This window comes from Thioalkalivibrio sp. AKL17, assembly GCF_000377885.1.
Lineage (GTDB): Bacteria > Pseudomonadota > Gammaproteobacteria > Ectothiorhodospirales > Ectothiorhodospiraceae > Thioalkalivibrio > Thioalkalivibrio halophilus.
In genome coordinates this window covers 456022-477101 of record NZ_KB898765.1, presented here as the reverse complement: position 1 = coordinate 477101, position 21080 = coordinate 456022, and the positions used below count along the sequence as shown (strand labels likewise).

17 protein-coding genes are annotated in these 21080 nt (G+C 68.2%); 10 read left to right on the top strand and 7 right to left on the bottom strand.

What is annotated here, in order from left to right:
* Positions 1–59: 59 nt before the first annotated feature.
* Positions 60–1538 carry a glycogen synthase GlgA gene (gene glgA, locus D577_RS0105460; RefSeq protein WP_018946541.1) on the bottom strand — a complete coding sequence of 493 codons (1479 nt, stop codon included), beginning with the start codon at positions 1536–1538 and terminating at the stop codon, positions 60–62.
* Positions 1539–1663: 125 nt separating this feature from the next.
* Here glgA and pgi point away from each other — a divergent pair, with 125 nt between their 5' ends.
* A complete protein-coding gene (gene pgi, locus D577_RS0105455) occupies positions 1664–3325 on the top strand; it encodes a glucose-6-phosphate isomerase (RefSeq protein WP_018946540.1) in 1662 nt (553 codons plus the stop codon).
* A gap of 31 nt (positions 3326–3356) precedes the next feature.
* Here pgi and D577_RS0105450 read toward each other — a convergent pair whose 3' ends face one another.
* Complete coding sequence (locus tag D577_RS0105450) at positions 3357–4235, bottom strand: bifunctional nuclease domain-containing protein (protein WP_018946539.1); 879 nt, start codon at positions 4233–4235, stop codon at positions 3357–3359.
* Positions 4236–4391: 156 nt separating this feature from the next.
* Here D577_RS0105450 and D577_RS0105445 point away from each other — a divergent pair, with 156 nt between their 5' ends.
* Positions 4392–5000, top strand: coding sequence for a DUF938 domain-containing protein (locus D577_RS0105445; RefSeq protein WP_018946538.1), 609 nt, complete (start codon positions 4392–4394; stop codon positions 4998–5000).
* A gap of 243 nt (positions 5001–5243) precedes the next feature.
* On the top strand, positions 5244–5870 hold the full coding sequence (locus D577_RS0105440) for a peroxiredoxin (protein ID WP_018946537.1): 627 nt from the start codon (positions 5244–5246) through the stop codon (positions 5868–5870).
* A gap of 114 nt (positions 5871–5984) precedes the next feature.
* Here D577_RS0105440 and D577_RS0105435 read toward each other — a convergent pair whose 3' ends face one another.
* The gene (locus D577_RS0105435; protein WP_018946536.1) at positions 5985–6824 is read right to left on the bottom strand and encodes an SDR family oxidoreductase; all 840 of its coding nucleotides are present in this window, start codon (positions 6822–6824) and stop codon (positions 5985–5987) included.
* 95 nt (positions 6825–6919) lie between these two features.
* On the opposite strand from D577_RS0105435, the gene D577_RS0105430 reads away from it, so the two are divergent.
* Both D577_RS0105430 and D577_RS0105425 read left to right on the top strand, forming a co-directional pair.
* On the top strand, positions 6920–7333 hold the full coding sequence (locus D577_RS0105430; protein WP_018946535.1) for a YchJ family protein: 414 nt from the start codon (positions 6920–6922) through the stop codon (positions 7331–7333).
* Entirely contained in the window at positions 7330–7977 is a 648-nt protein-coding gene (locus D577_RS0105425; RefSeq protein ID WP_018946534.1) for a DNA-J related domain-containing protein, read from the top strand. Before D577_RS0105430 ends, D577_RS0105425 begins: the two co-directional genes overlap by 4 nt.
* 26 nt (positions 7978–8003) lie before the next feature.
* On the opposite strand, the gene D577_RS0105420 is transcribed toward D577_RS0105425, so the two are convergent.
* Both D577_RS0105420 and D577_RS0105415 read right to left on the bottom strand, forming a co-directional pair.
* Entirely contained in the window at positions 8004–8795 is a 792-nt protein-coding gene (locus D577_RS0105420) for a ferredoxin--NADP reductase (protein WP_018946533.1), read from the bottom strand.
* Between the two features lie 129 nt (positions 8796–8924).
* Positions 8925–11345 carry a bifunctional diguanylate cyclase/phosphodiesterase gene (locus D577_RS0105415; protein ID WP_018946532.1) on the bottom strand — a complete coding sequence of 807 codons (2421 nt, stop codon included), beginning with the start codon at positions 11343–11345 and terminating at the stop codon, positions 8925–8927.
* Between the two features lie 191 nt (positions 11346–11536).
* On the opposite strand from D577_RS0105415, the gene clpB reads away from it, so the two are divergent.
* Positions 11537–14119, top strand: coding sequence for an ATP-dependent chaperone ClpB (gene clpB / locus D577_RS0105410; RefSeq protein WP_018946531.1), 2583 nt, complete (start codon positions 11537–11539; stop codon positions 14117–14119).
* An 84-nt stretch (positions 14120–14203) separates the two neighbouring features.
* Here clpB and gdhA read toward each other — a convergent pair whose 3' ends face one another.
* The gene (gene gdhA, locus D577_RS0105405; protein ID WP_018946530.1) at positions 14204–15553 is read right to left on the bottom strand and encodes an NADP-specific glutamate dehydrogenase; all 1350 of its coding nucleotides are present in this window, start codon (positions 15551–15553) and stop codon (positions 14204–14206) included.
* 189 nt (positions 15554–15742) lie between these two features.
* Here gdhA and D577_RS0105400 point away from each other — a divergent pair, with 189 nt between their 5' ends.
* The 4 genes from D577_RS0105400 (at position 15743) to D577_RS0105385 (ending at position 20437) form a co-directional block, all read left to right on the top strand.
* Positions 15743–17092, top strand: a complete 1350-nt coding sequence (locus tag D577_RS0105400; RefSeq protein WP_018946529.1) for an alpha/beta fold hydrolase — start codon at positions 15743–15745, stop codon at positions 17090–17092.
* Positions 17093–17156: 64 nt separating this feature from the next.
* Entirely contained in the window at positions 17157–18329 is a 1173-nt protein-coding gene (locus tag D577_RS0105395) for a putative zinc-binding metallopeptidase (protein ID WP_018946528.1), read from the top strand.
* Positions 18330–18364: 35 nt separating this feature from the next.
* Entirely contained in the window at positions 18365–20041 is a 1677-nt protein-coding gene (locus D577_RS0105390) for a BCCT family transporter (protein ID WP_018946527.1), read from the top strand.
* A 105-nt stretch (positions 20042–20146) separates the two neighbouring features.
* Positions 20147–20437 (top strand): hypothetical protein, encoded by a 291-nt coding sequence (locus D577_RS0105385; protein WP_018871131.1) that lies wholly within the window; start codon positions 20147–20149, stop codon positions 20435–20437.
* Between the two features lie 36 nt (positions 20438–20473).
* Here the strand turns inward: D577_RS0105385 and D577_RS0105380 are convergent, their stop codons facing one another.
* On the bottom strand, positions 20474–21046 hold the full coding sequence (locus D577_RS0105380) for a hypothetical protein (protein WP_018946525.1): 573 nt from the start codon (positions 21044–21046) through the stop codon (positions 20474–20476).
* Between the last annotated feature and the right edge of the window lie 34 nt (positions 21047–21080).

The following is a 21080-nucleotide window of genomic DNA, read 5'->3' as shown; positions in this document are numbered from 1 at the left end:
CCCCGCCGTGGTGGTTGCTTGCCTGCCGGCCCGTGCCGGTCGGCGGCGAAAGCCGGCAATTATAGCGCAGATGCGCCCGAACGCGCCTGCGGCCGGTGCCGGCGGTAGAGATCGAGGTAGGCGCCGGCGGCGACCTGCCAGTCGAAGTTCTGCTGCATGCCGGTGCGCATGAGTTGTTCCCAGCGGCCATCCGCCCGGTTCCGGTACAGCGTCAGGGCCCGTTCCAGGGTGTCGCCGAGCGCCGGGATGCTGTCGGGTGTGAAGCTGAATCCGGTGGCGGTTCCGGCCTCCAGCGCTTCGGGGGTGGCGTCGACCACGGTGTCGGCCAGCCCGCCGGTGGCGTGGACCACCGGCGGGGTGCCGTAGCGCAGGCTGTAGAGCTGGTTGAGCCCGCAGGGCTCGAAGCGCGACGGCATCACGAACAGATCGGCGCCGGCCTCGATCTGGTGTGCCAGCGGTTCGTCGTAGCCGATGTGGACACCCACCTGGCCCGGATGGGCCCGCGACAGCGCGCCCGCGGCGTGCTCCAGATCGGTCTGCCCGGAGCCGACCAGCGCCAGCTGAATGCGCCCGGCCTCGGCCAGCGGGGCGGCCACCGCCAGCAGCAGGTCCATGCCCTTCTGCTCGACCATGCGCCCGACGTGGCCCAGCAGCGGGATGTCCGGGTCTTCGGTCAGCCCCAGGCGGCGCTGCAGCGCGGCCTTGCAGGCGGCCTTGCCGGAGAGGTCGTCGGGGTCGTAGGCGGCGGCGATGTGCGGATCGCGGGCCGGGTCCCAGGCGCGGTAGTCGACGCCGTTGAGGATGCCGTGGAACACGTTGGCCCGGGCGCGCAGCACCCCGTCCAGGCCCATGCCGTGTTCCGGTTGCCGGATCTCGCGGGCATAGGTGGGCGAGACCGTGGTGATGGCGTCGCTGAACATGAGGCCGGCCTTCATGAAGGACAGCTGCTGGTGGAACTCGACGCCGTCCGGGTGCCAGAGCTCGGCGGGCAGACCCAGTGCGGTCGCGGTTTCGGCCGGAAACAGGCCCTGATAGGCGAGGTTGTGGATGGTGAATACCGACGCCGGTGCATCCCGCGTGCCGCAGGCCTCGCGCAGGTAGATCGGCAGCAGGCCGCATTGCCAGTCGTTGCCGTGGACGATCTCCGGGGTCCAGTTCAGCCCGGCGTCATCCGCGGCCACTCGGGCCACCGCACGGGCGAAGCCGGCGAAGCGCTGCGCGTTGTCCGGCCAGTCCTGGTCGTTGGAGGCGGTGTACGGGTTGCCGGCGCGCTGGAAATATTCCGGCCAGTCGACCAGGTAGACCGGCATGCGCGTGCCCGGTAGATGGCCCTCGATCAGCTGCCACGGAGCGTCTTCCGGTCCCGGGTGGGTGACCGGCCGGCGCAGGCGCTGCACCGCCTCGGGGTAGGCCGGCAGGATCAGGCGCGCGTCCTGTCGCCGGCGCCGCAGGGCGACAGGCAGGCTGGCGCTGACATCGGCGAGACCGCCGGTCTTGACCAGCCCGAAGACCTCGCTGGTGGCGAAAAGGATGCGCATGACGGCTTCTCCGTAACGAGACGTTGAGTGTAACGCAGCCGGCCCCGGTGAATGGCAATGCAGGCTGACGGCTGCCGGGTGGCGGATTATGCTGTATCGACACCCCCCGACGTCGAGGTAGCCGCATGAACCGTTCCCACCGAATCGCCGCGCGCGAGGTCCTGCAGAACGAAGCCCGGCGCCTGGAGCCGGAGCATCTGCGCGAGCTGCTGGAGCGCGAGCCGGAACGGGTGGAGCGCGATGTCTGCGAGGTGGCCGGCCTGCGCCTGGACTGGACGCGCCAGCGGCTGGATGCCGATTCCTGGGAGGCGCTGTTCGCGGCGGCGCGGGCCGCCGATATCCCTTCGGCGCTGGGGCGGCTGTTCGGCGGCGAGCGGGTGAACGTGACCGAGGGGCGGGCCGCGTTGCACACCGCGTTGCGCCTGCCCCGCGAGGCTCGCTGCGAGCTGGACGGCGAGGACGTGGTGCCGGTGGTGCATGAGGTCCTGGACCGAATGGAGGCGTTCGTGACGGCGGTGCACGACGGGACGCACCGGGGATTCAGCGGACGGCCGATCGAGGCGGTGGTGAACATCGGGATCGGGGGCTCCGATCTGGGGCCGCGCATGGTCTGTCGCGCGCTTGCCGACCATGCATGCCCGGCTGCCGGGGGAAGCCCGCTGGACATGCATTTCGTTTCCAATGTCGACGGCGAGGCCCTGTCCCGGGTGCTGCGCGAAGTGGATCCGGAGACTACGCTGTTCGTGGTCGCCTCCAAGACCTTCACGACTCAGGAGACCCTGACCAACGCCCGTGCGGCCCGCGAGTGGCTGGTGGAGCATGCGGCCGGCGATGCGTCCGCGGTCGCGGCTCATTTTGTGGCGGTTTCCACCGCGCGCGAGCGCGTCGAGGCCTTCGGTATCTCGCCCGAACGCATGTTCGGTTTCTGGGACTGGGTGGGTGGTCGTTATTCGGTATGGTCGGCGATCGGCCTGCCGGTGGCCCTGATGCTGGGGATGGAGGGCTTCCGCCGCTTCCTGGCGGGGGCCCACAAGATGGACGAGCACGTGCGCACCGCTACGGTAGAAGACAATGCCGCGGCGCGCATGGCCCTGGTGGACCTGTGGAATCAGGACACCCAGGGTGGGGAGTCGCGCGCGGTGCTGCCCTACGACGAGCGGCTGTACTTCCTGCCGCCGTATCTGCAGCAGGCGGAGATGGAAAGCCTGGGCAAGCGGGTGCGGCTGGACGGCACGCCGGTGGAGGGGCATACCGGGGCGCTGGTCTGGGGCGCGGTGGGCACCGACGGGCAGCATGCGTTCTATCAGCTGCTGCATCAGGGTACGCGGCGGGTTCCGGCGGAATTCATCGGCGTTGCGCGCGCCGAACACGACCTGCCGCAACAGCACCCCATGCTGCTGGCCAATCTGGTGGCCCAGGCCGAGGCGCTCGCCCTGGGGCGCAGCGAGGACGAGGCCCGGGCGGAGATGGCCGCCGCCGGTCGCGATGCGGCCGAGATCGAGGCGCTGGCGGCGCATCGCAGCTTCCCCGGCGACCGGCCGAGCACGCTGATCCTGCTGGAGAACCTGGATCCGGAACGACTGGGGGCGCTGATCGCCCTGTTCGAGCACAAGATCTACGTGCTTGCGAGCCTGTGGGAGATCAACGCCTTCGATCAGTGGGGCGTGGAGCTGGGCAAGCAGCTGGCCGGCCGGGTGCTGGCGGATCTCGACCCGGCCGGCGAGCCGGGTCCGCACGACCCGGCGACCGCCGCCAGCATCGACTGGCTGCGCCGGCACATGCGCTGAAGCGCCCGCGGAGGGACCCGGCGGCGCGCGTTCAGGCCTGAATCGCGTCTTCGTCGTCCGGCAGTACCGGTACGTCGGTGGGCAGCGTGATGGTGCGGGTCTCGCCGTCCAGCCAGAAGCGCAGTTCGGCTTCTTCGTCGTCCGGGGTGGTTCCCACGGCCTCGAGGAAGTCGATCGGGGTTTCCGGGCTGCGTCCGTTGACCTCCAGGATCAGCGCGCCCTGCTCCAGGCCGGCCTCGGCGGCGGCTCCCTCGGCACGGCTGACGAGGACGCCGGGCTCGTCCGGCAGGCCCAGGGCCTCGCGCAGATCGTCGCGTGCTTCGATTACGGTGATCCCCAGCGCGGTGACGATCTCGTCGTCACCGGGGGGCTGGAAATCGAAGGGGACGTCGGCCTCGAGGATTTCCGGCGCCACCGCGATGGGCGCGCCGGTGCGCACTGCCAGCGCGAGGGCGTCGCTGGGCCGGGCATCGATCCGCCGCGGTGCCCCCTCGCCGGGGACACGCAGCTCCAGCATGCCGAGATAGGTGCCGTCTTCCAGCCCGTCCACGATGACCCGTTCCAGCTCCGCGTCGAGTTCGCGCAGCAGGTCGACCATCAGGTCGTGGGTCATGGGCCGCGGTACGTCGACATCCTGCATGGCCAGGAGGATGGCGCGGGCCTGGTCGGTGCCGATGACGATGGGCACGACGTCGGCGGATTCGGGGTCGCGCAGCAGGGCAATGGGCAGGCCGCTATGCGCGTCCACCCCCACGGTGGCCAGCTCCACCGGCAGGAGGGTGTCCGGGTCGCTGGCCGGCTCGCGTGCGTCGGCGTGAGAGGTGGCGGCCACGGCGCCGAGGAGCAGCCCCAGGGCGGTGGCCCATGCAGCGATCCGGGAGCGGGCGGGACGATGCGGGTAGCGGGACATGGGGGCTCTCCGTAAAAGGGACCTGAATACGGATCATGGCAGTCCCGCACCCGCGGGGTCCATCGCGGACCTGAGGAACGTGCGGTCTTGCACGTGGGCGCTTCGGGCGTCGTTTATGCTGGGCCGGAACCCGCACACCGCAGACCGGAGAACCCCATGGAAATGACGCAGCGCCCGTATGCCCCGGCGGCCGAACAGAACCGCGAGCCGATCCTGGGGATCCTGGAACAGTGGTTCATCCGTCCGGGTGCCCTGCTGGAGCTGGGGGCGGGGACCGGCCAGCATGCGGCTTTCATGGCGCCGCGCCTGGGGCATCTGCAGTGGCTGCCCACCGATGTCGCCGAACACCTGCCGGGGATCGAGGCGTGGCGGCGCGAGGCGGCGGCGCCCAACCTGCAGCCGCCGCGCGCGCTGGATGTCGCCGCTGATCCCTGGCCGGACGGTCCGTTTCGTTACGTCTACAGCGCGAACACGGTCCACATCCTGCACTGGCCGGGGGTGGAGGCGCTGTTCTCCGGGGTCGCCGGGGTCCTGGAACCGGACGGGCTGTTTGCGCTGTACGGGCCGTTCGCGCACGACGGGGAGCACACGGCCGAATCCAATGCGCGCTTCGACCGTTCTCTGCGCCAGCAGGACCCGGGGATGGGGGTGCGCGATCGCGCCGACCTGGACGCGCTGGCGAGCGCCTGCGGCCTGACCCGGGAGGCGGTGGTGGACATGCCGGTGAACAACCAGATCCTGATCTGGCGGCGGGATCCGGTCTGAGCCGTATGGTTTGTGGACCGGGTCACTGTCCGGCGGGAACTTCGGGCGAGGTGGCGACACCAATGGTTGACCATGAAGCAGCCATGGAAATGGATCCAGGGCGACTCATAGGATTAGGCGATCGGTGTGATTGATATAATAGAATTCACGTCATAAGAATTCGCCGATATAGTGATGCACATGATCGATAACGATCATCTGCCACCAACCGAATGAACGGAAACAAGCAAAGGAGATAGCGATATGACGCTTCGTCTGGGCGATACCGCACCGAACTTCCAGGTCGACACCACCGCCGGCAAGATCGACTTCCACGAGTGGATCGGCGATTCCTGGTGCTTCTTCTTCAGCCACCCGGCCGACTTCACCCCGGTGTGCACCACCGAGATGGGTCGCACCGCGCAGCTCGCGAAGCAGTTCGCGGACCGCAACGTGAAGCCGCTGGGTCTGTCCACCGACACGGTGGAAGAGCACAACAAGTGGATCGAGGATGTGAACGACACGCAGAACACGACCCTCGAATTCCCGATCGTTGCCGACGCCGACAAGAAAATCTCGGAACTCTACGAGATGATCCACCCCGGCGAGAGCGACACCGCGGCGGTGCGTTCGGTCTACATCATTGATCCGAACAAGAAGATCCGTCTGATGATGACCTACCCGATGTCGCTGGGCCGCAACTTCGACGAGATCCTGCGTGCCATCGACGGCCTGCAGACCGCCGACAAGCACGGCATCGCGACGCCGGCCGACTGGACCCCGGGTGACAAGGTGATCATCCCGCCGACGGTCAGCAACGAAGAAGCGCAGAAGAAGTTCCCGCAGGGCTTCGACGAGATCCGCTCGTACCTGCGCTACACCAAGGTCTGAACCTCCGGGTTCTGATCACCGGTCCCGGGGTTCTGCCTCCCCGGGCCGGGTCTCTCCGGGCCCCTCCGGTTCTGCCGGGCGGGGTCTTTTTTGTGTGTGCGGCGCGCGTGTGTTTCAGGGCAGCAGCGGGCCGAAGCCGGCCCGGTAGTCGGGATACCGGAAGCGGTAGCCGGAGTCCTGCAGGCGCCGGCTGTCGCAGCGCCGGCCGCGGGCCCCGTCGCGGGCATCCACACGGTGGACCGCCGCGTCTGCCGGCAGGGTGCCCAGACGCGCGGCGAGCCAGTGCAGCACTTCGCTTTTCAGGGCCGGTTCGGTATCCACGCCGAGATAGACCGGATCGGGATCGGCCAGCGTGAACAGGTGGTGCAGGATGCCGACCGCATCATCGCGGTGGATGCGGTTGGTCCACGTCGGCGGTTCGTCATCGCCCAGCTGGCCGGCGCGCGCCAGATCCAGCATGCGTTCGCGCCCCGGTCCGTAGATCCCGCCCAGGCGCAGGCGGATGCCACGGTACGGCGAGGCCTCCAGCAGGCGTTCGGCCTCCAGCAGGCGGCGTCCGGAGAAGCGTTGTGGCAGGGCGGGGGTGTCTTCGTCGACCCGGCTGCCGTCATCGACGCCGTAGACGCCGGTGGACGACACGAAGATCACGCGTTCCGGCTGCAGGCCCTGGCGCTCCAGGGCGCCCAGCGCGTGCTGCAGGGCGTCGACATAGGCGCGCCGGTAGCCGGTGTCGTCCATCTGGTCGGGGGTGGTGATGAAATACACCGCCCGGGTCGAGCGCGGCAGCTCCGGCAGGCCGTCGGGGTCTGTCAGGTCCCCCTGCAGCGGCCGGATCCATCCGGGCAGGCGTTCGGGATGGCGCCGCAGACCCCAGACCCGGTGTCCGGCGTCGTGCAGCCGGCCGGCCAGCCCGGTGCCCAGGTCTCCGCAGCCGAGGATCAGTATATCGTCCATGCGGTTCACTCCGGTGTGGCTGGGGGTTACGCTACTCCCCTGCTCCGGCGTTGGGGGATTTCCCGCGTCCTGATCATTTTTTCTCGGGGGTCGAGATGGGTCGCCGCAAGCCGAAACCGGACAGCGTGAACTGCCCCTGCGGGTCCGGTCGCCCGCGTGAGCGGTGCTGCGGGCCGCGCATCGATGGCACGGCCCCGGCGGAGACCGCCGAGGCGCTGATGCGCTCGCGCTACACCGCCTACACCGAGCATAACGAGGCCTACATCCTGGCGACCTGGGATCCGCAGACCCGCCCGGCCTCGCTGGAGCTGGACCCGGATCGGCGCTGGCTCGGGCTGAGTGTGCGCGGCAGCGAAGCCGGCGGCCCCGACGACACCGCCGGGAGGGTCGAATTCGTCGCCCGCGCGCGGCTGCACGGCCAGGGCATGCGGCTGCACGAACGCAGCCGGTTCCGGCGCATCGACGGCCACTGGTACTACATCGACGGCGACACGCCGGACGCCTCGTGAACCCCGTCGTCGCTGCCGCCGCGGATGCGCGTACCGGGGTGGATACCGAGGTCGATCCGGGGCTGCTGGCGGCGGTGGAGCGGGGCGTGCGTGCGCAGGCTGCGGGACAGACCGAGCACGCGCTGATCGCCCGCCTGCGCGACGCTGGCGTGGTGCCCTTCGCCGGGGCCGACCTGCGTGAACCGCTGGGGCTGTTCCGCACCCATTTCCTGCTGTTTCACTGCCTCTATCGCCTGCGCGACCGGCTGGCGGCCGAGGGCGAATGGCTGCGCATCCATTGCCTGGATATCGGCATTCAGGCGCGGGCCACGGACGGCGCGGGGGCCGCGGCAACCGCCGGCACGGTCTCCGCGGCCCTGGTGCGCGAGGACCCTTTGCGGGCCTATTACCTCGACCTGAGCACTCTGGATCACATGGATGCGGCCGCGGTGCAGGCCCTGCTGGACGGCTTCTGGCGGCGGATGGACGGCGGCGACCGCCGGGCAGCGGCGCTGGCGGTGCTGGAGCTGGCGGATCCGGTGGACGACGCGGAGATCCAGTCCCGCTACCGCCGCCTGGCCCAGCGCCACCACCCCGACCGGGGTGGCGACACGGCCACCCTGCAGCGCCTCAACGAGGCGCGCTGGATCCTGCTGGGCGACTGACACGTCTCGCTCCGCCGCCGGAGGGCTCAGTCGTCGGCGTCGTCCATGGTGGTCACGAAGGCCTGTTCCACGGTGTAGGTGCCGGTCCCCTTGTAGCTGGTCTGTACCCAGCCGTGCTCCTCGAGCCACTGGCTCATCTCGCGGTTCATCGCCGGGTTGCCGCACAGCATCACGCGATCCTGCTCCGGGTCCGCGGGCGGCAGATCCAGCGCCCGGAACAGCTCGCCCGAGCGGAACAGCTCGGCGCCGCGCTGGTTGTTGTCGAACGGCTGCTGCGCCACGGGGCAGGCGAAGTCGTGATCCTCGCGGGTCACGGTGGGCATGTAGCGGAAGCGATCGCTGATCTTCGCTTCCAGCTCCTCGCGATAGGCCAGTTCCTCCACGGTGCGCACGCTGTGCACCAGGATGACCCGTTCGAAATGTTCGAACACTTCGTCGCTGCGGACCAGGGAGACGAACGGCGCGATGCCGGTGCCGGTGGCCAGCATGTACAGATGCCGACCGGGCTGCACGTAATCCACCGTCAGCGAGCCGGTGACCTTGTTGTTGATCCAGATCGAGTCGCCCGGTTCGACATGGGCGAGGCGGCTGGTCAGGTCACCGTCGGGCACGTGGATGCTGAGGAACTCGAGTTCCTCGCTGGACGGGTCCGACACGATCGAATAGGCGCGCGGGATCAGTTTGCCCTCCGGGCGCAGGCCCAGCGTCACGAACTGGCCATTGCGGAATTCGAAGCCCTCCGGCCGCGTGGTGGTGAAGCTGAAGGTCTTGTCCGACCAGTGGTGCAGGGACGTGATCTGCTGTTCCGAGTAGGGCATGACGGGGCTATTCTCCGAGTGATCTGGTCAACAATTTAACAGGCGGAGGAAAGACGTGCCCAATGAGCGGGCCTGCGCCGGGGCCATGCAGCGAAACACGGGGATCCCCGGCAGACAACCGCTCGTTGGTCAGGAAGAAGTGAGAAGGTCCTGCAGGCAGTCGCGCAGGGGACGCGGACGGGCGATGTGATAACCCTGCACGCAGTCCAGACCGATGGCGCGCAGCCGTTCCATGCCCTCGGCGTCCTCCACCCCTTCGGCGATGGTGTGCAGACCCAGAACACGGCCCACCCGGTGGATGGCCGTGACCATGGCCGCATCCACCGGGTCCTGAGCGATCCCGCGGACGAAACTGCCGTCGATCTTGAGGAAGTCCACCGAGAGTTTCTTCAGATAACCGAAAGAGGACAGCCCCGAGCCGAAGTCGTCCAGCGAGAAATGACAGCCAAGATAGCGCAGTGCGCGGATCAGGCTGATCGCCTGGTCGTGATTGGAGATCGCCGCGGTTTCGGTGATCTCGAAGGTCACGCGCCGCGGGGCGATGCCGTGGTGCGACAGGCGGTCGGCGATGAAGTCCAGCATCTCCGGCTGGGCCAGCGACTGGCCCGACAGGTTGATGGCCACCGGGATCGAGTCGTCCGGGTGCGTGGTCAGCTCGATCAGCACCGCCTCGATTACGTGACGGTCGATCTCGGGCATCAGGTGGTAGCGTTCGGCAGCCGGAATGAATGCCCCGGGCGCGATGAGCTCGCCCTGCTCGTCCTGCAGCCGCACCAGTACCTCGAAATGGTCCAGGCTGTGTCCGGCGGCCGGGTCCAGACGCTGAATGGGCTGGGCAAAGGGGACGAAACGGGCCTGTTCCAGGGCGTCGCGAATGCGCCCCACCCATTCCATCTCGCCGTGGCGCTGGCGCAGGCGATCATCGCCCTCGCGCCACAGGTACACCGTGTTGCGCCCGGTTTCCTTGGCGGCGTAGCAGGCCGAATCGGCCTGGCTGAGAAGGATGTTCAGATCCTTCTGCGCCCCGTACACCGGGACTAGGCCGATGGATACCCCGATGTCGAAGCGCCGGCCCTCCCATTCGAAGCGCAGATCGCGCACCGTGTCGATGATTTCCTCCGCAATCTCCTGCGCGCGCTCCACCGGACAGTGGTTAAGCAGCAGGCCGAATTCGTCACCGCCCAGGCGCGCCAGGGTGTCGCTCTCCCGGATGTGCCGGGGCAGCAGCTCGGCCAGGCGCTGTAACAGGGCATCGCCGGCCAGGTGGCCGCAGGTATCGTTGACGATCTTGAACTGGTCCAGGTCCATGTAGCACAGCACATGCGGTGTCCTGTGCCGGCCCGGAATTGACAGGGCCGACTCCACCCGGCGCTCGAACTCCCGACGGTTGAACAGTTCGGTCAGGTCATCGTGGGTCGCCTGGTGGTTGAGGCGGCTGGTCATGTCCGACAGGGCGGTCATGTCCTGCAGCACGATGACCGCGCCCGTGACGTCTCCATCCGTTGCTCCGCCCAGGGGCGAGACCGTGGCGCGCACGTGGCAGGGGCCCGCGCAGATTTCCAGGCGACCTTCCGGGTACTCCAGGGGCCGGCCCCAGCGCAGACAGCGCGCCGCGAGGGGTGTCGCGCTGTCCTGGCCGGGTTCCAGGAGACCGATCGTGCGATCCGCATCGGCGTCCAGGACGTTCGCCCGGTCCACGTCCAGGAGCGCTTCGGCGGCCGGGTTGATGTACTGGATCCGGCCGTCGGCATCGGTCGTGATGACCCCGTCGGCCAGTGATTCCAGGGTGGTCGAGAGCCGGTCGCGTTCCGCTTCCAGGTGCCGTTCGGTAACGCGCAGGTCGGTCAGGTCGTAGGCCACGCCGATCACGCCCGAGATCACGCCGTCCGGGTCCGCGGTCGGGGTCCAGCTGATGTTGAGGCGGCGGCCATCGAGATCGAATTCACTGGCGAAGTGCTCGCCCGCGAGGGCGCGACGCAGGTCCTGCGGCACCTGCGGATGGTCCGCCCAGCGTTCGAAGGCGTTCACGCCCACCAGGTCGTGGTTGTTCAGCCCCAGGCCGTACAGGCCGGCGCCCTCTGACAGCGTGATGTAGCCGTCGGCATCGAGGGAGAACAGGATCAGCGGAGCATTGGCGACGGTGACCTCCAGCTGGCTTTCGAGGTCATGCAGGGTCTGCTCCGAGATGCGCTGGCCGGTGATGTCGCGCAGGGTGGTGAAGACCTCGATATCGTCGTCGTGTTCCACCGCGCGGGTACGGACCTCCGCCGGGAAATGGCTGCCGTCCGGACGCCGCATGCGGGTCTCGAAGCGTGCGGGCAGGTGATGCGCCGGATTTTCGTGAACGCGCCGGACATCGTCGGGCGAGGCTTCCATGTCCAGTGCGGAGATGCTCCGGCCGTCGAGCTCCCCGGCGTCGGCGCAGTGAAAAAGCCGGCAGGCCGCCTGGTTGGCCGCCACCACATGCCCGGCTCGATCAAGGACCAGGTGAGCCTCGGGCGCCTGCTCGAAAAGGTTGCGGTAGCGTTGGGAGTCCGGCGCAGGTGACATCGCGGTTGTCGGGTGACGGGCTGGAACACTGACGATACAGAGTGCCCGGGCCGCTGTCAGATCCCGTACCGTGACCGAGGGAGTCCGGTCATTTCGACAGGGAATTTGCGGGTTCGGTCTTGAAGCGGGGGGCGGCGGCCCCATCGTTCGGGTCAGTTGCCAATTTTGAAGCGAGGATCAATCCGATGCGAATGGATCGCCTGACGACCAAATTCCAGAGCGCGATCTCCGACGCCCAGTCGCTGGCGGTGGGCCGGGATCATCAGTTCATTGAACCGGCCCACCTGCTGCTGGCCATGCTGGATCAGGAGGGCGGCACCACCCGCCACGTGCTCGACCGTGCCGGGGTCAACGTGCGCCAGCTGCGCTCCGCGCTGGGCGAGGCGCTGGATCGCATGCCGAAGGTAGAGGGTGCCGCCGGCGACGTGCACGTGTCCAGCGACCTGGGGCGCATGCTCAACGTGTGTGACAAGCTGGCCCAGGAGCGCAAGGACCAGTACATCCCCAGCGAGCTGTTTCTCCTCGCCGCCATCGACGAGAAGGCCGGCGTGGGCGAGATGCTGCGCAATGCGGGGGCCAACAAGGATTCCATCGAGGACGCGGTGGAGCAGATCCGCGGCGGGGCCCAGGTGGACGACCCCAATGCCGAGGAGAACCGGCAGGCGCTGGAGAAATACACCACCGACCTGACCGAACGTGCGGAGCAGGGCAAGCTGGATCCGGTGATCGGGCGTGACGAGGAGATCCGTCGCTCGGTGCAGGTGCTGCAGCGGCGAACCAAGAACAACCCGGTGCTGATCGGCGAGCCCGGGGTCGGCAAGACCGCGATTGTCGAGGGCCTGGCCCAGCGCATCGTCAACGGCGAGGTGCCCGAGGGGCTCAAGGACAAGCGCGTGCTGGCGCTGGACATGGGCTCGCTGCTGGCCGGGGCCAAGTACCGCGGCGATTTTGAGGAACGCCTGAAGTCGGTGCTCAACGAGATCTCGCAGGAAGAGGGTCGCGTGATCCTGTTCATTGACGAGATCCACACCCTGGTGGGCGCCGGCAAGGCCGAGGGCGCGATGGACGCCGGCAACATGCTCAAGCCGGCGCTGGCGCGTGGCGAGCTGCACTGCATCGGCGCCACCACGCTCAACGAATACCGCGAAAACATCGAGAAGGACGCCGCGCTGGAGCGCCGCTTCCAGAAGGTGCTGGTGGACGAGCCGAGCCAGGAGGATACCATCGCCATCCTGCGCGGGCTGAAGGAACGCTACGAGGTGCACCACGGGATCGAGATCACCGACCCGGCAATCGTCGCCGCGGCGCAGCTGTCGCAGCGCTACATCACCGACCGCCAGCTGCCGGACAAGGCGATCGACCTGATCGACGAGGCCAGTTCGCGCATCCGCATGGAGATTGACTCCAAGCCCGAGTCCATGGACCGGCTGGAGCGGCGCCTGATTCAGCTGAAGATCGAGCGCGAGGCGCTGAACAAGGAATCCGACGAGGCCTCGAAGAAGCGCCTGGGCACGCTGGAGGAGGAGATCGAGCGCCTGGAGCGCGAGTACTCCGACCTGGAAGAGGTGTGGAAGTCCGAGAAGGCCTCGGTCTCCGGCGCCGCGCAGCTCAAGGAAGAACTGGAGCGGGCGCGTCAGGAGCTGGAGACCGCGCGGCGTGCCGGTGACCTGTCGCGCATGTCCGAGCTGCAGTACGGGAAGATCCCGGATCTGGAGAAGTCCCTGGCCATGGCCCACGAGATGGAGAGCCAGGAGACCCGGCTGCTGCGCAACAAGGTGACCGACGAGGAAGTCGCCGAGGTCGTCTCGCGCTGGACCGGGATCCCGGTGGCGAAGATGCTGGAGGGCGAGAAGGACAAGCTGCTGCGCATGGAAGAGGCCATCGGCGAGCGCGTGGTCGGCCAGAACGAGGCGGTCACCGCCGTGGCCAACGCCATCCGCCGTTCACGCGCCGGGCTGGCGGATCCCAACCGTCCGAACGGCTCGTTCCTGTTCCTGGGCCCCACCGGCGTCGGCAAGACCGAGCTGACCAAGTCGCTGGCCGGCTTCCTGTTCGACACCGAGGAGGCCATGGTGCGCATCGACATGTCGGAGTTCATGGAGAAGCATTCCGTGGCGCGGCTGATCGGGGCGCCTCCGGGCTATGTCGGATACGAGGAGGGCGGCTATCTGACCGAGGCCGTGCGCCGCAAGCCGTATTCCGTGATCCTGCTGGACGAGGTCGAGAAGGCGCATCCGGACGTGTTCAACGTGCTGCTGCAGGTGCTGGATGACGGCCGCCTGACCGACGGTCACGGGCGTACCGTGGACTTCCGCAACACGGTGATCGTGATGACCTCCAACCTGGGCTCGCAGCAGATCCAGGAGATGGCCGGCGAGGACAACTACGATCGCATGAAGGGCGCGGTGATGGAGATCGTCGGGCAGCACTTCCGGCCCGAGTTCATCAACCGCGTGGACGACGTGGTGGTCTTCCACCCGCTGGAGCGCGAGCAGATCCGTGCGATCACCGAGATCCAGCTGCGCTATCTGCGCGAACGCCTGGAGGAGCGCGAACTGGGGCTGGAGGTCTCCGACGCGGCGCTGGATCACCTCGGCGAGGCGGGCTTCGACCCGGTGTACGGGGCGCGGCCGCTGAAGCGGGCGATCCAGACCCAGCTGGAGAACCCGCTGGCGCAGCAGCTGCTGTCCGGCGAGTTCGTCTCCGGCGACACCATCCGCGTGGACATGGAGGGCGAGGCCCTGCGCTTCGTCAAGCACGCCGAGGCGGCCTGAGCCGCCCCGGTCCGTCCCGGCTGTCACTGAGGATGACCCGAAGGCCCGCCATGTGCGGGCCTTCCTGCGTTCGGGCCCGGGACCTCAGATGTGGCCCATGGCCTCCATGGCGCGGGCGACCTTGACGAAGCCGGCGATGTTGGCGCCGACCGAGTAATTGCCCGGTGAGCCGTATTCTTCGGCCGTCTCGAAGCAGGTCTGGTGGATGTTCGCCATGATCTCCTGCAGGCGTGCCTCGGTGTATTCGAAGGTCCAGGAGTCGCGGCTGGCGTTCTGCTGCATTTCCAGCGCGCTGGTGGCTACGCCGCCGGCGTTGGCGGCCTTGCCGGGACCGAACGCGATGCCCGCCTCGCGGAAGGTCTGAATGCCCTCCGGGGTTACCGGCATGTTGGCGCCTTCGGCGACCGCGATGCAGCCGTTTTCGACCAGCGCCTTCGCGTCCTTGCCGGTCAGTTCGTTCTGCGTGGCGCAGGGCAGGGCGACCTCGCAGGGGATCTCCCAGATGCAGCCGTTTTCGCGGTATTTCGCGCTCGGCTTGCGTTCGGCGTAGTCCGAGACCGGGCCGCGTTCACGTTCCTTGATCTGGCGCAGCAGGTCCAGATCGAGGCCGTCCTCGTCGAGGATCACGCCACGCGAGTCGGAGCAGGCGATGACCTTCGCACCCAGCTGCTGCGCCTTCTGCGTGGCGAAGATCGCCACGTTGCCGGCGCCCGAGATTACTACCCGCTTGCCTTCGAGGGAATCGTTGCGGGCCTTCAGCATCTCCTGGGTGAAGAACACCGCACCGTAGCCGGTGGCCTCGGTGCGCGCGCGGCTGCCGCCCCAGTCCAGACCCTTGCCGGTGAACACGCCCGACTCGAAGCGATTGGTCAGACGCTTGTACTGCCCGAACATGTAGCCGACCTCGCGCTGGCCGACGCCGATGTCGCCGGCGGGGACGTCGGTGTATTCGCCGAGGTAGCGATACATCTCGGTGATCAGGCTCTGGCAGAAGCGCATGATCTCGCCGTCGGAGCGGCCCTTGGGATCGAAGTCGCTGCCGCCCTTGCCGCCGCCGATCGGCAGCCCGGTAAGCGCATTCTTGAAGACCTGGGAGAAGCCGAGAAACTTGACGATCCCCAGATACACCGATGGATGGAAGCGGATGCCGCCCTTGTACGGCCCCAGCGCGCTGTTGAACTGCACGCGGAAGGCACGGTTGATCTGCAGTTCGCCGCGATCGTCCTGCCAGGGCACGCGGAAGATGATCTGGCGTTCCGGTTCGCAGATGCGCTGGATGATCTTCAGGTCGGCGAATTCCGGGTACTTGACCAGAACCGGGCCCAGGGTCTGCAGCACCCCGTGCACGGACTGGTGAAACTCCGTCTCGCCCGGGTTGCGGTGCAGGACTTCCTGATAAATCGGCTCGAGTTTCTCGTCGAGACTTCCGTTCATGAGTGTCTTCCTGTGTGAATCATGGGCGCGCATTAAGGCATAAGCTGCTACCCGGGACAATCCTGTCTGCTCTTTTGTGGTGCAGAATGCACATGGATGGTGCGGGCTGGACGGCCGGCGCGTGGCGCGGGAACATGCCCGGAATGGAAGCGTCAGGGCCCGCCGTAGGCCGGGTCAAAGGATGAAACCATGGATGAGCGGGCAGGGGTGCGTGACGTGTTCCGCCGGGCGATGTGGCGGCTTGCGTGGATGCCTGTGCTGCTGGCCGTGGCGGTGGCCGGGACCGGCTGCACCCTGCTGGAGGCGCGCGGCCAGTTTGCCGCGATGCAGGGGGGCTGCGTACTGGAGGGCCGCATCGCCGGGGCCGGAGCGCTTGGCAAGGATCCGGACGACGGGGCCTACGTGGTGCTGGCGGTGCGCGAGCGCGGTCAAGGGTTGCCGCCGGAGGTGGTGGATCACGTGCTCACTGGGTCCGGCGGGCAGTGGTTCTTTGCCCTCGAACCGGGCGTGTGGTCGGTGCTGGGTTACTGGCAGGATGGCCGCGATGCGGAGGCCGTGCCCGTGGCCGCCCATGCCTGGGAGCGCGGTGCAACGCTCGATTGCGGCGCCGGCGAGCGCTACCTGGACGAGCGCATCCGGGTCGACGACCCCGCGAGGCGGATCGAGGGGGTTTTCGCCGAGGGCGGTCTGGCGTTCGCGGGCGCGGCGGCGGAACGGGTGGAACACGAGGATGGTTCGCTGCCCAGCCTCGGGCGGGTTACGGCCTTCGGTCTTGTCACCACGCTGGCGGACCCGCGATTCGATCCGGCGATTGCCGCCGCCAGTCAGTGGCGGCCACTGGATTTCGTCCGCGACGGCCACACGGGGGTGTATTTCCTCGATGGTCCCTACGATTCCTCGCGCGAGCCGGTGCTGTTCATCCATGGCATGAACGGTTCGCCCGTCTCTTTCGAGGCGCTGGTGGAGGACCTGGATACCCGCCGTTTCCAGCCCTGGGCTTATTACTACCCGTCGGGTGTCCCGCTGGAAGCGGCCGCGGTGCACCTGGCCCAGGTGATGGAGGAGCTGGAGCTGCGCCACGACCTGGAACGGTATCATGTGGTGGCGCACAGCATGGGCGGTCTGGTGGCGCGCGGTTTCCTGCTGGAGCGCGAGCGCCGCGGCGCGCCTGCCCGGGTGCCGCGGCTGGTGACCCTGGCCACGCCCTGGGGAGGCCACCGGATGGCCGCGACCGGGGTCGCGCATGCGCCGGTCGTGGTGCCGGTCTGGCGTGACATGGCGCCGGGCAGCGAATTTCTGGAAGGCCTGTTCGCCGGCTCGGTCGGGATCCCGGCCGAGATGCACCTGCTGTTCGCGCATCGTCGGGACAGCGGGCGCAGCCGCGAACTTACCGACGGCGTGGTGAGCCTCGAGAGCATGTTGCGGCCGGAGGCCCAGGCGGCGGCTGCGAGTCTCTACGGGGTGGATGCCACGCATGCCGGCATCCTCGAGCATCCGCGTACCCTGGAACGGGTGCGGACGCTGCTCGAGGGGCCCTGACGCGGGGCGCCGGAGGGCGTACTCTGGGGCGGTACCGGCAGACCGGGAGCAGCGGGGAATATCCATGCAGTTGTTCGAGTGCGAGGCCTGTGGCCTTGCGGTGCATTTCGACAATACCTGCTGCACCCGCTGCGGCCACCGTCTGGGTTTTCTGCCCGACCGCATGCGGGTGGCGGCCCTGGCCCCGGTCGGGGCGGGCACCGACCGGCATGGCCGCGAGGTTCCGGAAGGATGGTGGCAAATAGCCGGGGAGCCGGATGGCCAGCGCTATCGGCAGTGTCGGCATTATGCGGTGGACGGCATCTGCAACTGGATGGTGCCGGAGTCGGATCCGGATCCGTTCTGCCGCGCATGCCGTCTCAACCGGACCATCCCCGATCTGAGTGTTCCCGGGAACCGGACCCTGTGGGCGCGTCTGGAGGCTGAGAAGAGGCGTCTGGTCTATGGCCTGCTGCGGCTCGGTCTGCCGGTGACGCCGAAACGCGATGATCCCGCGGGCCTGGCGTTCGATTTCCTGGCGTCCACCGCGCCGGCCTTTCAGGAAGGCGGCGGCGTGGTGACCGGGCATGCCGGCGGTCTCATCACCCTGGATATCGCCGAGGCCGATCCGGCGGTGCGCGAGCGCATGCGCGAGGCGATGGCCGAGCCCTATCGCACCATTCTGGGGCATTTCCGCCACGAGAGCGGCCACCATTACTGGGAACGCCTGGTGCGCGGTGGCCCGGCGCACGAGGATTTCCGCCGGGTGTTCGGCGACGAGCGCGCCGATTATGATGCCGCGCTGCGCCGGCATTATCGCGAGGGGCCGCCGGCCGACTGGCAGGAGCGCTTCGTCAGTGCCTATGCCAGTGCTCATCCGTGGGAGGACTGGGCGGAGACCTGGGCGCACTATCTGCACATCGTGGATACCCTGGACACCGCGCGGGCCTATGGCCTCGAGGTTGGCGCCGAGGGGCTGGCCGGGTCGGCGATGAGCCACGCGCCGGACTATGATCCCTATCATGCCCCGGACATCGATACCCTGATGGATCACTGGCTGCCGCTGACCAATGCCCTCAACAGCCTCAACCGCAGCATGGGGCACGGCCACATCTACCCGTTCACGCTGACCCCGGCCGCGATTGCGAAGCTGCGGTGGGTCCATGCGATCATTCGGGCCGCGCGCGAAGCGTCGGGACCGGGGCCCGGGACGGGGCCGGCCGGCGAGTCGTTCGCGTCCCGGCGGTCATCCGCCTGACCCGCCCGCGCCGGACCCGGAAACCAGGGGAGCCCATGTACAACGTTGCCACTCGCGGTCCGTTCAAGGGCCTGAATCCCCGAGTCGCCTTCGTCTCCATCGTTGCCGTGCTGATCATCGTGGCGCTGGCGATTTACCGTACCGATCAGGTCGATTCCGCGGTCAGCGGGGCACGCGATTTCCTCAGTCCCCTGCTGGAGTGGTATTACGTCGCCGCCATGGCCTTCTTCCTGGTCCTGGTAATCTGGCTGGGCATCGGCCGTTACAAGGACGTCCGTCTGGGGCATGACGACGAGGTCCCCGAGTTCACTACCCTGTCCTGGCTGGCGATGCTGTTCGCCGCGGGCATGGGCGTGGGGCTGCTGTTCTGGGCGGTGGCCGAGCCCCTCAGTCACTATGGCGGCAATCCGTTCGTGGCCGGCGACGGCGACCCCGCGGCGGCGGACATGTCCATGGTGCTGACCTATTTCCACTGGGGGCTGAACGCATGGGCGGTGTTCGCGCTTCTGGCGCTGATGCTGGCCTATTTCGGCTTTCGTCGTGGCCAGCCGCTGGCCCTGCGCTCGGCCCTGCACCCGATGCTGGGCAAGTACGTGCATGGCTGGCCGGGTGACATCGTCGACCTGCTGGCCATCCTCGCGACGGTATTCGGCATCGCCACCACCCTGGGCCTGGGCATCCAGCAGCTGGGGTCGGGACTGGACCACCTCACCGGGATGGGCACCTCGGCGACCACCGAGGTGGTGATCACCGCGGTGCTCACGGTGATCGCGGTGCTGTCGGTGGCGACCGGGCTGCAGTCCGGCGTGCAGCGGATCTCGCAGGCCAACATGTGGCTCAGCGCAGGGCTGCTCGCGCTGCTGCTGATCTGGGGGCCGACCCAGTACCTGCTGGCGCTGGTGGTGCAGTCCACCGGCTCCTATCTGCAGAACTTGATGGGGCTGTCGCTGTACACCCATGCCCACCATACCGACGGCTGGCATGCCGACTGGACGGTCTTCTACTGGGGCTGGTGGCTGGCCTGGGCGCCGTTCGTCGGGCTGTTCATCGCGCGCATATCGCGCGGGCGCACCCTGCGCGAGTTCGTGATGGGCGTGCTGCTGATGCCGACCCTGATCACCTTCGTGTGGCTGGGGCTGCTGGGCGGGACCGCGCTGTACGCCGAATCCGAGGGGGTGGCCGGCATCGCTGTCGCGGTCAGCGAGGACATGACCCGGGCCACCTTCCTGACCATGGAGACCCTGGAGCCGGGGCTGGTCGCGATCGGCGGCAGCATACTGGTGACCGTGCTGATCGCGACCTACCTGCTGACCTCCGCGAACGCCGGGATCGTGGTCATCAACACCCTTCTGGCGCACGGCTCCACCGAACATCGCACGGTGCACCTGGCGACCTGGGGCGGGGCGATGGGCCTGCTGACCGCGGTGCTGCTGCTGGCCGGCGGGCTGGAAGTGCTGCAGAGCGCGGTCATCCTGGCGGCCCTGCCGTTCTCGCTGGTGATGCTGGTGATGGTCGTCGGGCTGATCCGCGGGCTGGAGGAGGAGCGGTGGGCACCGCGTCCCGGCGAGCACAACATCGTGCCCTCCGAGCCCTGGCAGGTCCCGCCTGACCGGGCCTACGAGGATTTCGACGTGGAGGACGACGCCCCGCTGGCGGAGCATTCGTCCGACGATGATCGCGACGACGAGGGCTGGCGCTCGCGTCAGGGCTGATCAGTGTTTCCCTAAAGGCCCGTCGCTGCACGGGCGGACTTTCGGTGCTTCCGGGCATGGCTTAGGGTTGCGCGCAAACTTTGAGTGTGAATGGAGAATCCGGAAATGAGCGACGAAACCCTGCAGCTGTCCGGCGAACTGATCCAGAAGGTTCAGGGCGTCTTGGCCGAGGCCGATCCGCGTGCCCAGCAGCCGCTGGTGGCCGTGCAGTACCTGAGTGCGATCACCGGCTTTCTGCTGGCGCAGATGCCCGAGTCGGTGGATGAACGCAAGGATTACCTCAAGCAGCTCGCCGCCTTCACCGAATCGGTGTTCGACGACGTGGAAGGCCAGAAGCAGCAGCAGCCCGCCGCCCCGCAGGAAGCCAGCGGCGTGTGGCGCCCCGGCGACGACTGAGCCGGCGGTTGGCGACGGGGACGCCGGGGCGGCCGGTCAGTCCTCGTCGTCCTGACGGCGCTGCCGCATCTGCCGCAGCATTGCCTCCTGTTCGTTGAAGCTGGGCATGCGGCGTTTCCCCCCGGCATCGCGATCGCGGTCGTTGGCACCGGCGGGGCCCGGCTGGCCCGGGCGTTCGCCTTCCTTGACCTCCTGGTATTCCTGCAGCTCGCGCCGGGCGTCCTCGTCGGAGGTGTAGCGTCCGCGATAGTCCTGCGGCGGGCGGTCGCCCTTGCGCAGGAAGGCCCGCATCCGCAGTTCCTTGTTGTAGCGCGTCACGCGACGGTCGATCCACACCAGGTCGAAGGCCGCCAGCGCGGCGACCGGGGCCGCCGGGAGCAGCCACCAGAGTCCGGGTACGAGGACGGCGAGGGCGGCGGTGGCCGCGCTGCCGGCGATGAACGCCACCGCACCGACGGGTTCGTGGAGATAGAAACGGTGCCCGCCGACGGGGAACAGCAGCCACGCGGCATAGGCTGCCGGCCGCGAGCGCATGGTGCTGGCCAGCCGGGCGTTGACCGCCTGCAGCCCGCCACCTTCCAGATCGAGTTTCTTCCAGGCCTTGCTCATGCGGCGCAGTCTAGGGAAACGCCGGGCAATGTGC

Coding starts and splice junctions, on each gene's coding strand:
- D577_RS0105380 (WP_018946525.1), bottom strand. CDS start 21,046: ATGAGCAAGGCCTGGAAGAAACTCGATCTGGAAGGTGGCGGGCTGCAG.
- D577_RS0105450 (WP_018946539.1), bottom strand. CDS start 4,235: ATGTCCCGCTACCCGCATCGTCCCGCCCGCTCCCGGATCGCTGCATGG.
- D577_RS0105430 (WP_018946535.1), top strand. CDS start 6,920: ATGGGTCGCCGCAAGCCGAAACCGGACAGCGTGAACTGCCCCTGCGGG.
- D577_RS0105415 (WP_018946532.1), bottom strand. CDS start 11,345: ATGTCACCTGCGCCGGACTCCCAACGCTACCGCAACCTTTTCGAGCAG.
- D577_RS0105390 (WP_018946527.1), top strand. CDS start 18,365: ATGTACAACGTTGCCACTCGCGGTCCGTTCAAGGGCCTGAATCCCCGA.
- D577_RS0105420 (WP_018946533.1), bottom strand. CDS start 8,795: ATGCCCTACTCGGAACAGCAGATCACGTCCCTGCACCACTGGTCGGAC.
- D577_RS0105440 (WP_018946537.1), top strand. CDS start 5,244: ATGACGCTTCGTCTGGGCGATACCGCACCGAACTTCCAGGTCGACACC.
- D577_RS0105395 (WP_018946528.1), top strand. CDS start 17,157: ATGCAGTTGTTCGAGTGCGAGGCCTGTGGCCTTGCGGTGCATTTCGAC.
- gdhA (WP_018946530.1), bottom strand. CDS start 15,553: ATGAACGGAAGTCTCGACGAGAAACTCGAGCCGATTTATCAGGAAGTC.
- pgi (WP_018946540.1), top strand. CDS start 1,664: ATGAACCGTTCCCACCGAATCGCCGCGCGCGAGGTCCTGCAGAACGAA.
- clpB (WP_018946531.1), top strand. CDS start 11,537: ATGGATCGCCTGACGACCAAATTCCAGAGCGCGATCTCCGACGCCCAG.
- D577_RS0105445 (WP_018946538.1), top strand. CDS start 4,392: ATGGAAATGACGCAGCGCCCGTATGCCCCGGCGGCCGAACAGAACCGC.
- glgA (WP_018946541.1), bottom strand. CDS start 1,538: ATGCGCATCCTTTTCGCCACCAGCGAGGTCTTCGGGCTGGTCAAGACC.
- D577_RS0105400 (WP_018946529.1), top strand. CDS start 15,743: ATGGATGAGCGGGCAGGGGTGCGTGACGTGTTCCGCCGGGCGATGTGG.
- D577_RS0105435 (WP_018946536.1), bottom strand. CDS start 6,824: ATGGACGATATACTGATCCTCGGCTGCGGAGACCTGGGCACCGGGCTG.
- D577_RS0105385 (WP_018871131.1), top strand. CDS start 20,147: ATGAGCGACGAAACCCTGCAGCTGTCCGGCGAACTGATCCAGAAGGTT.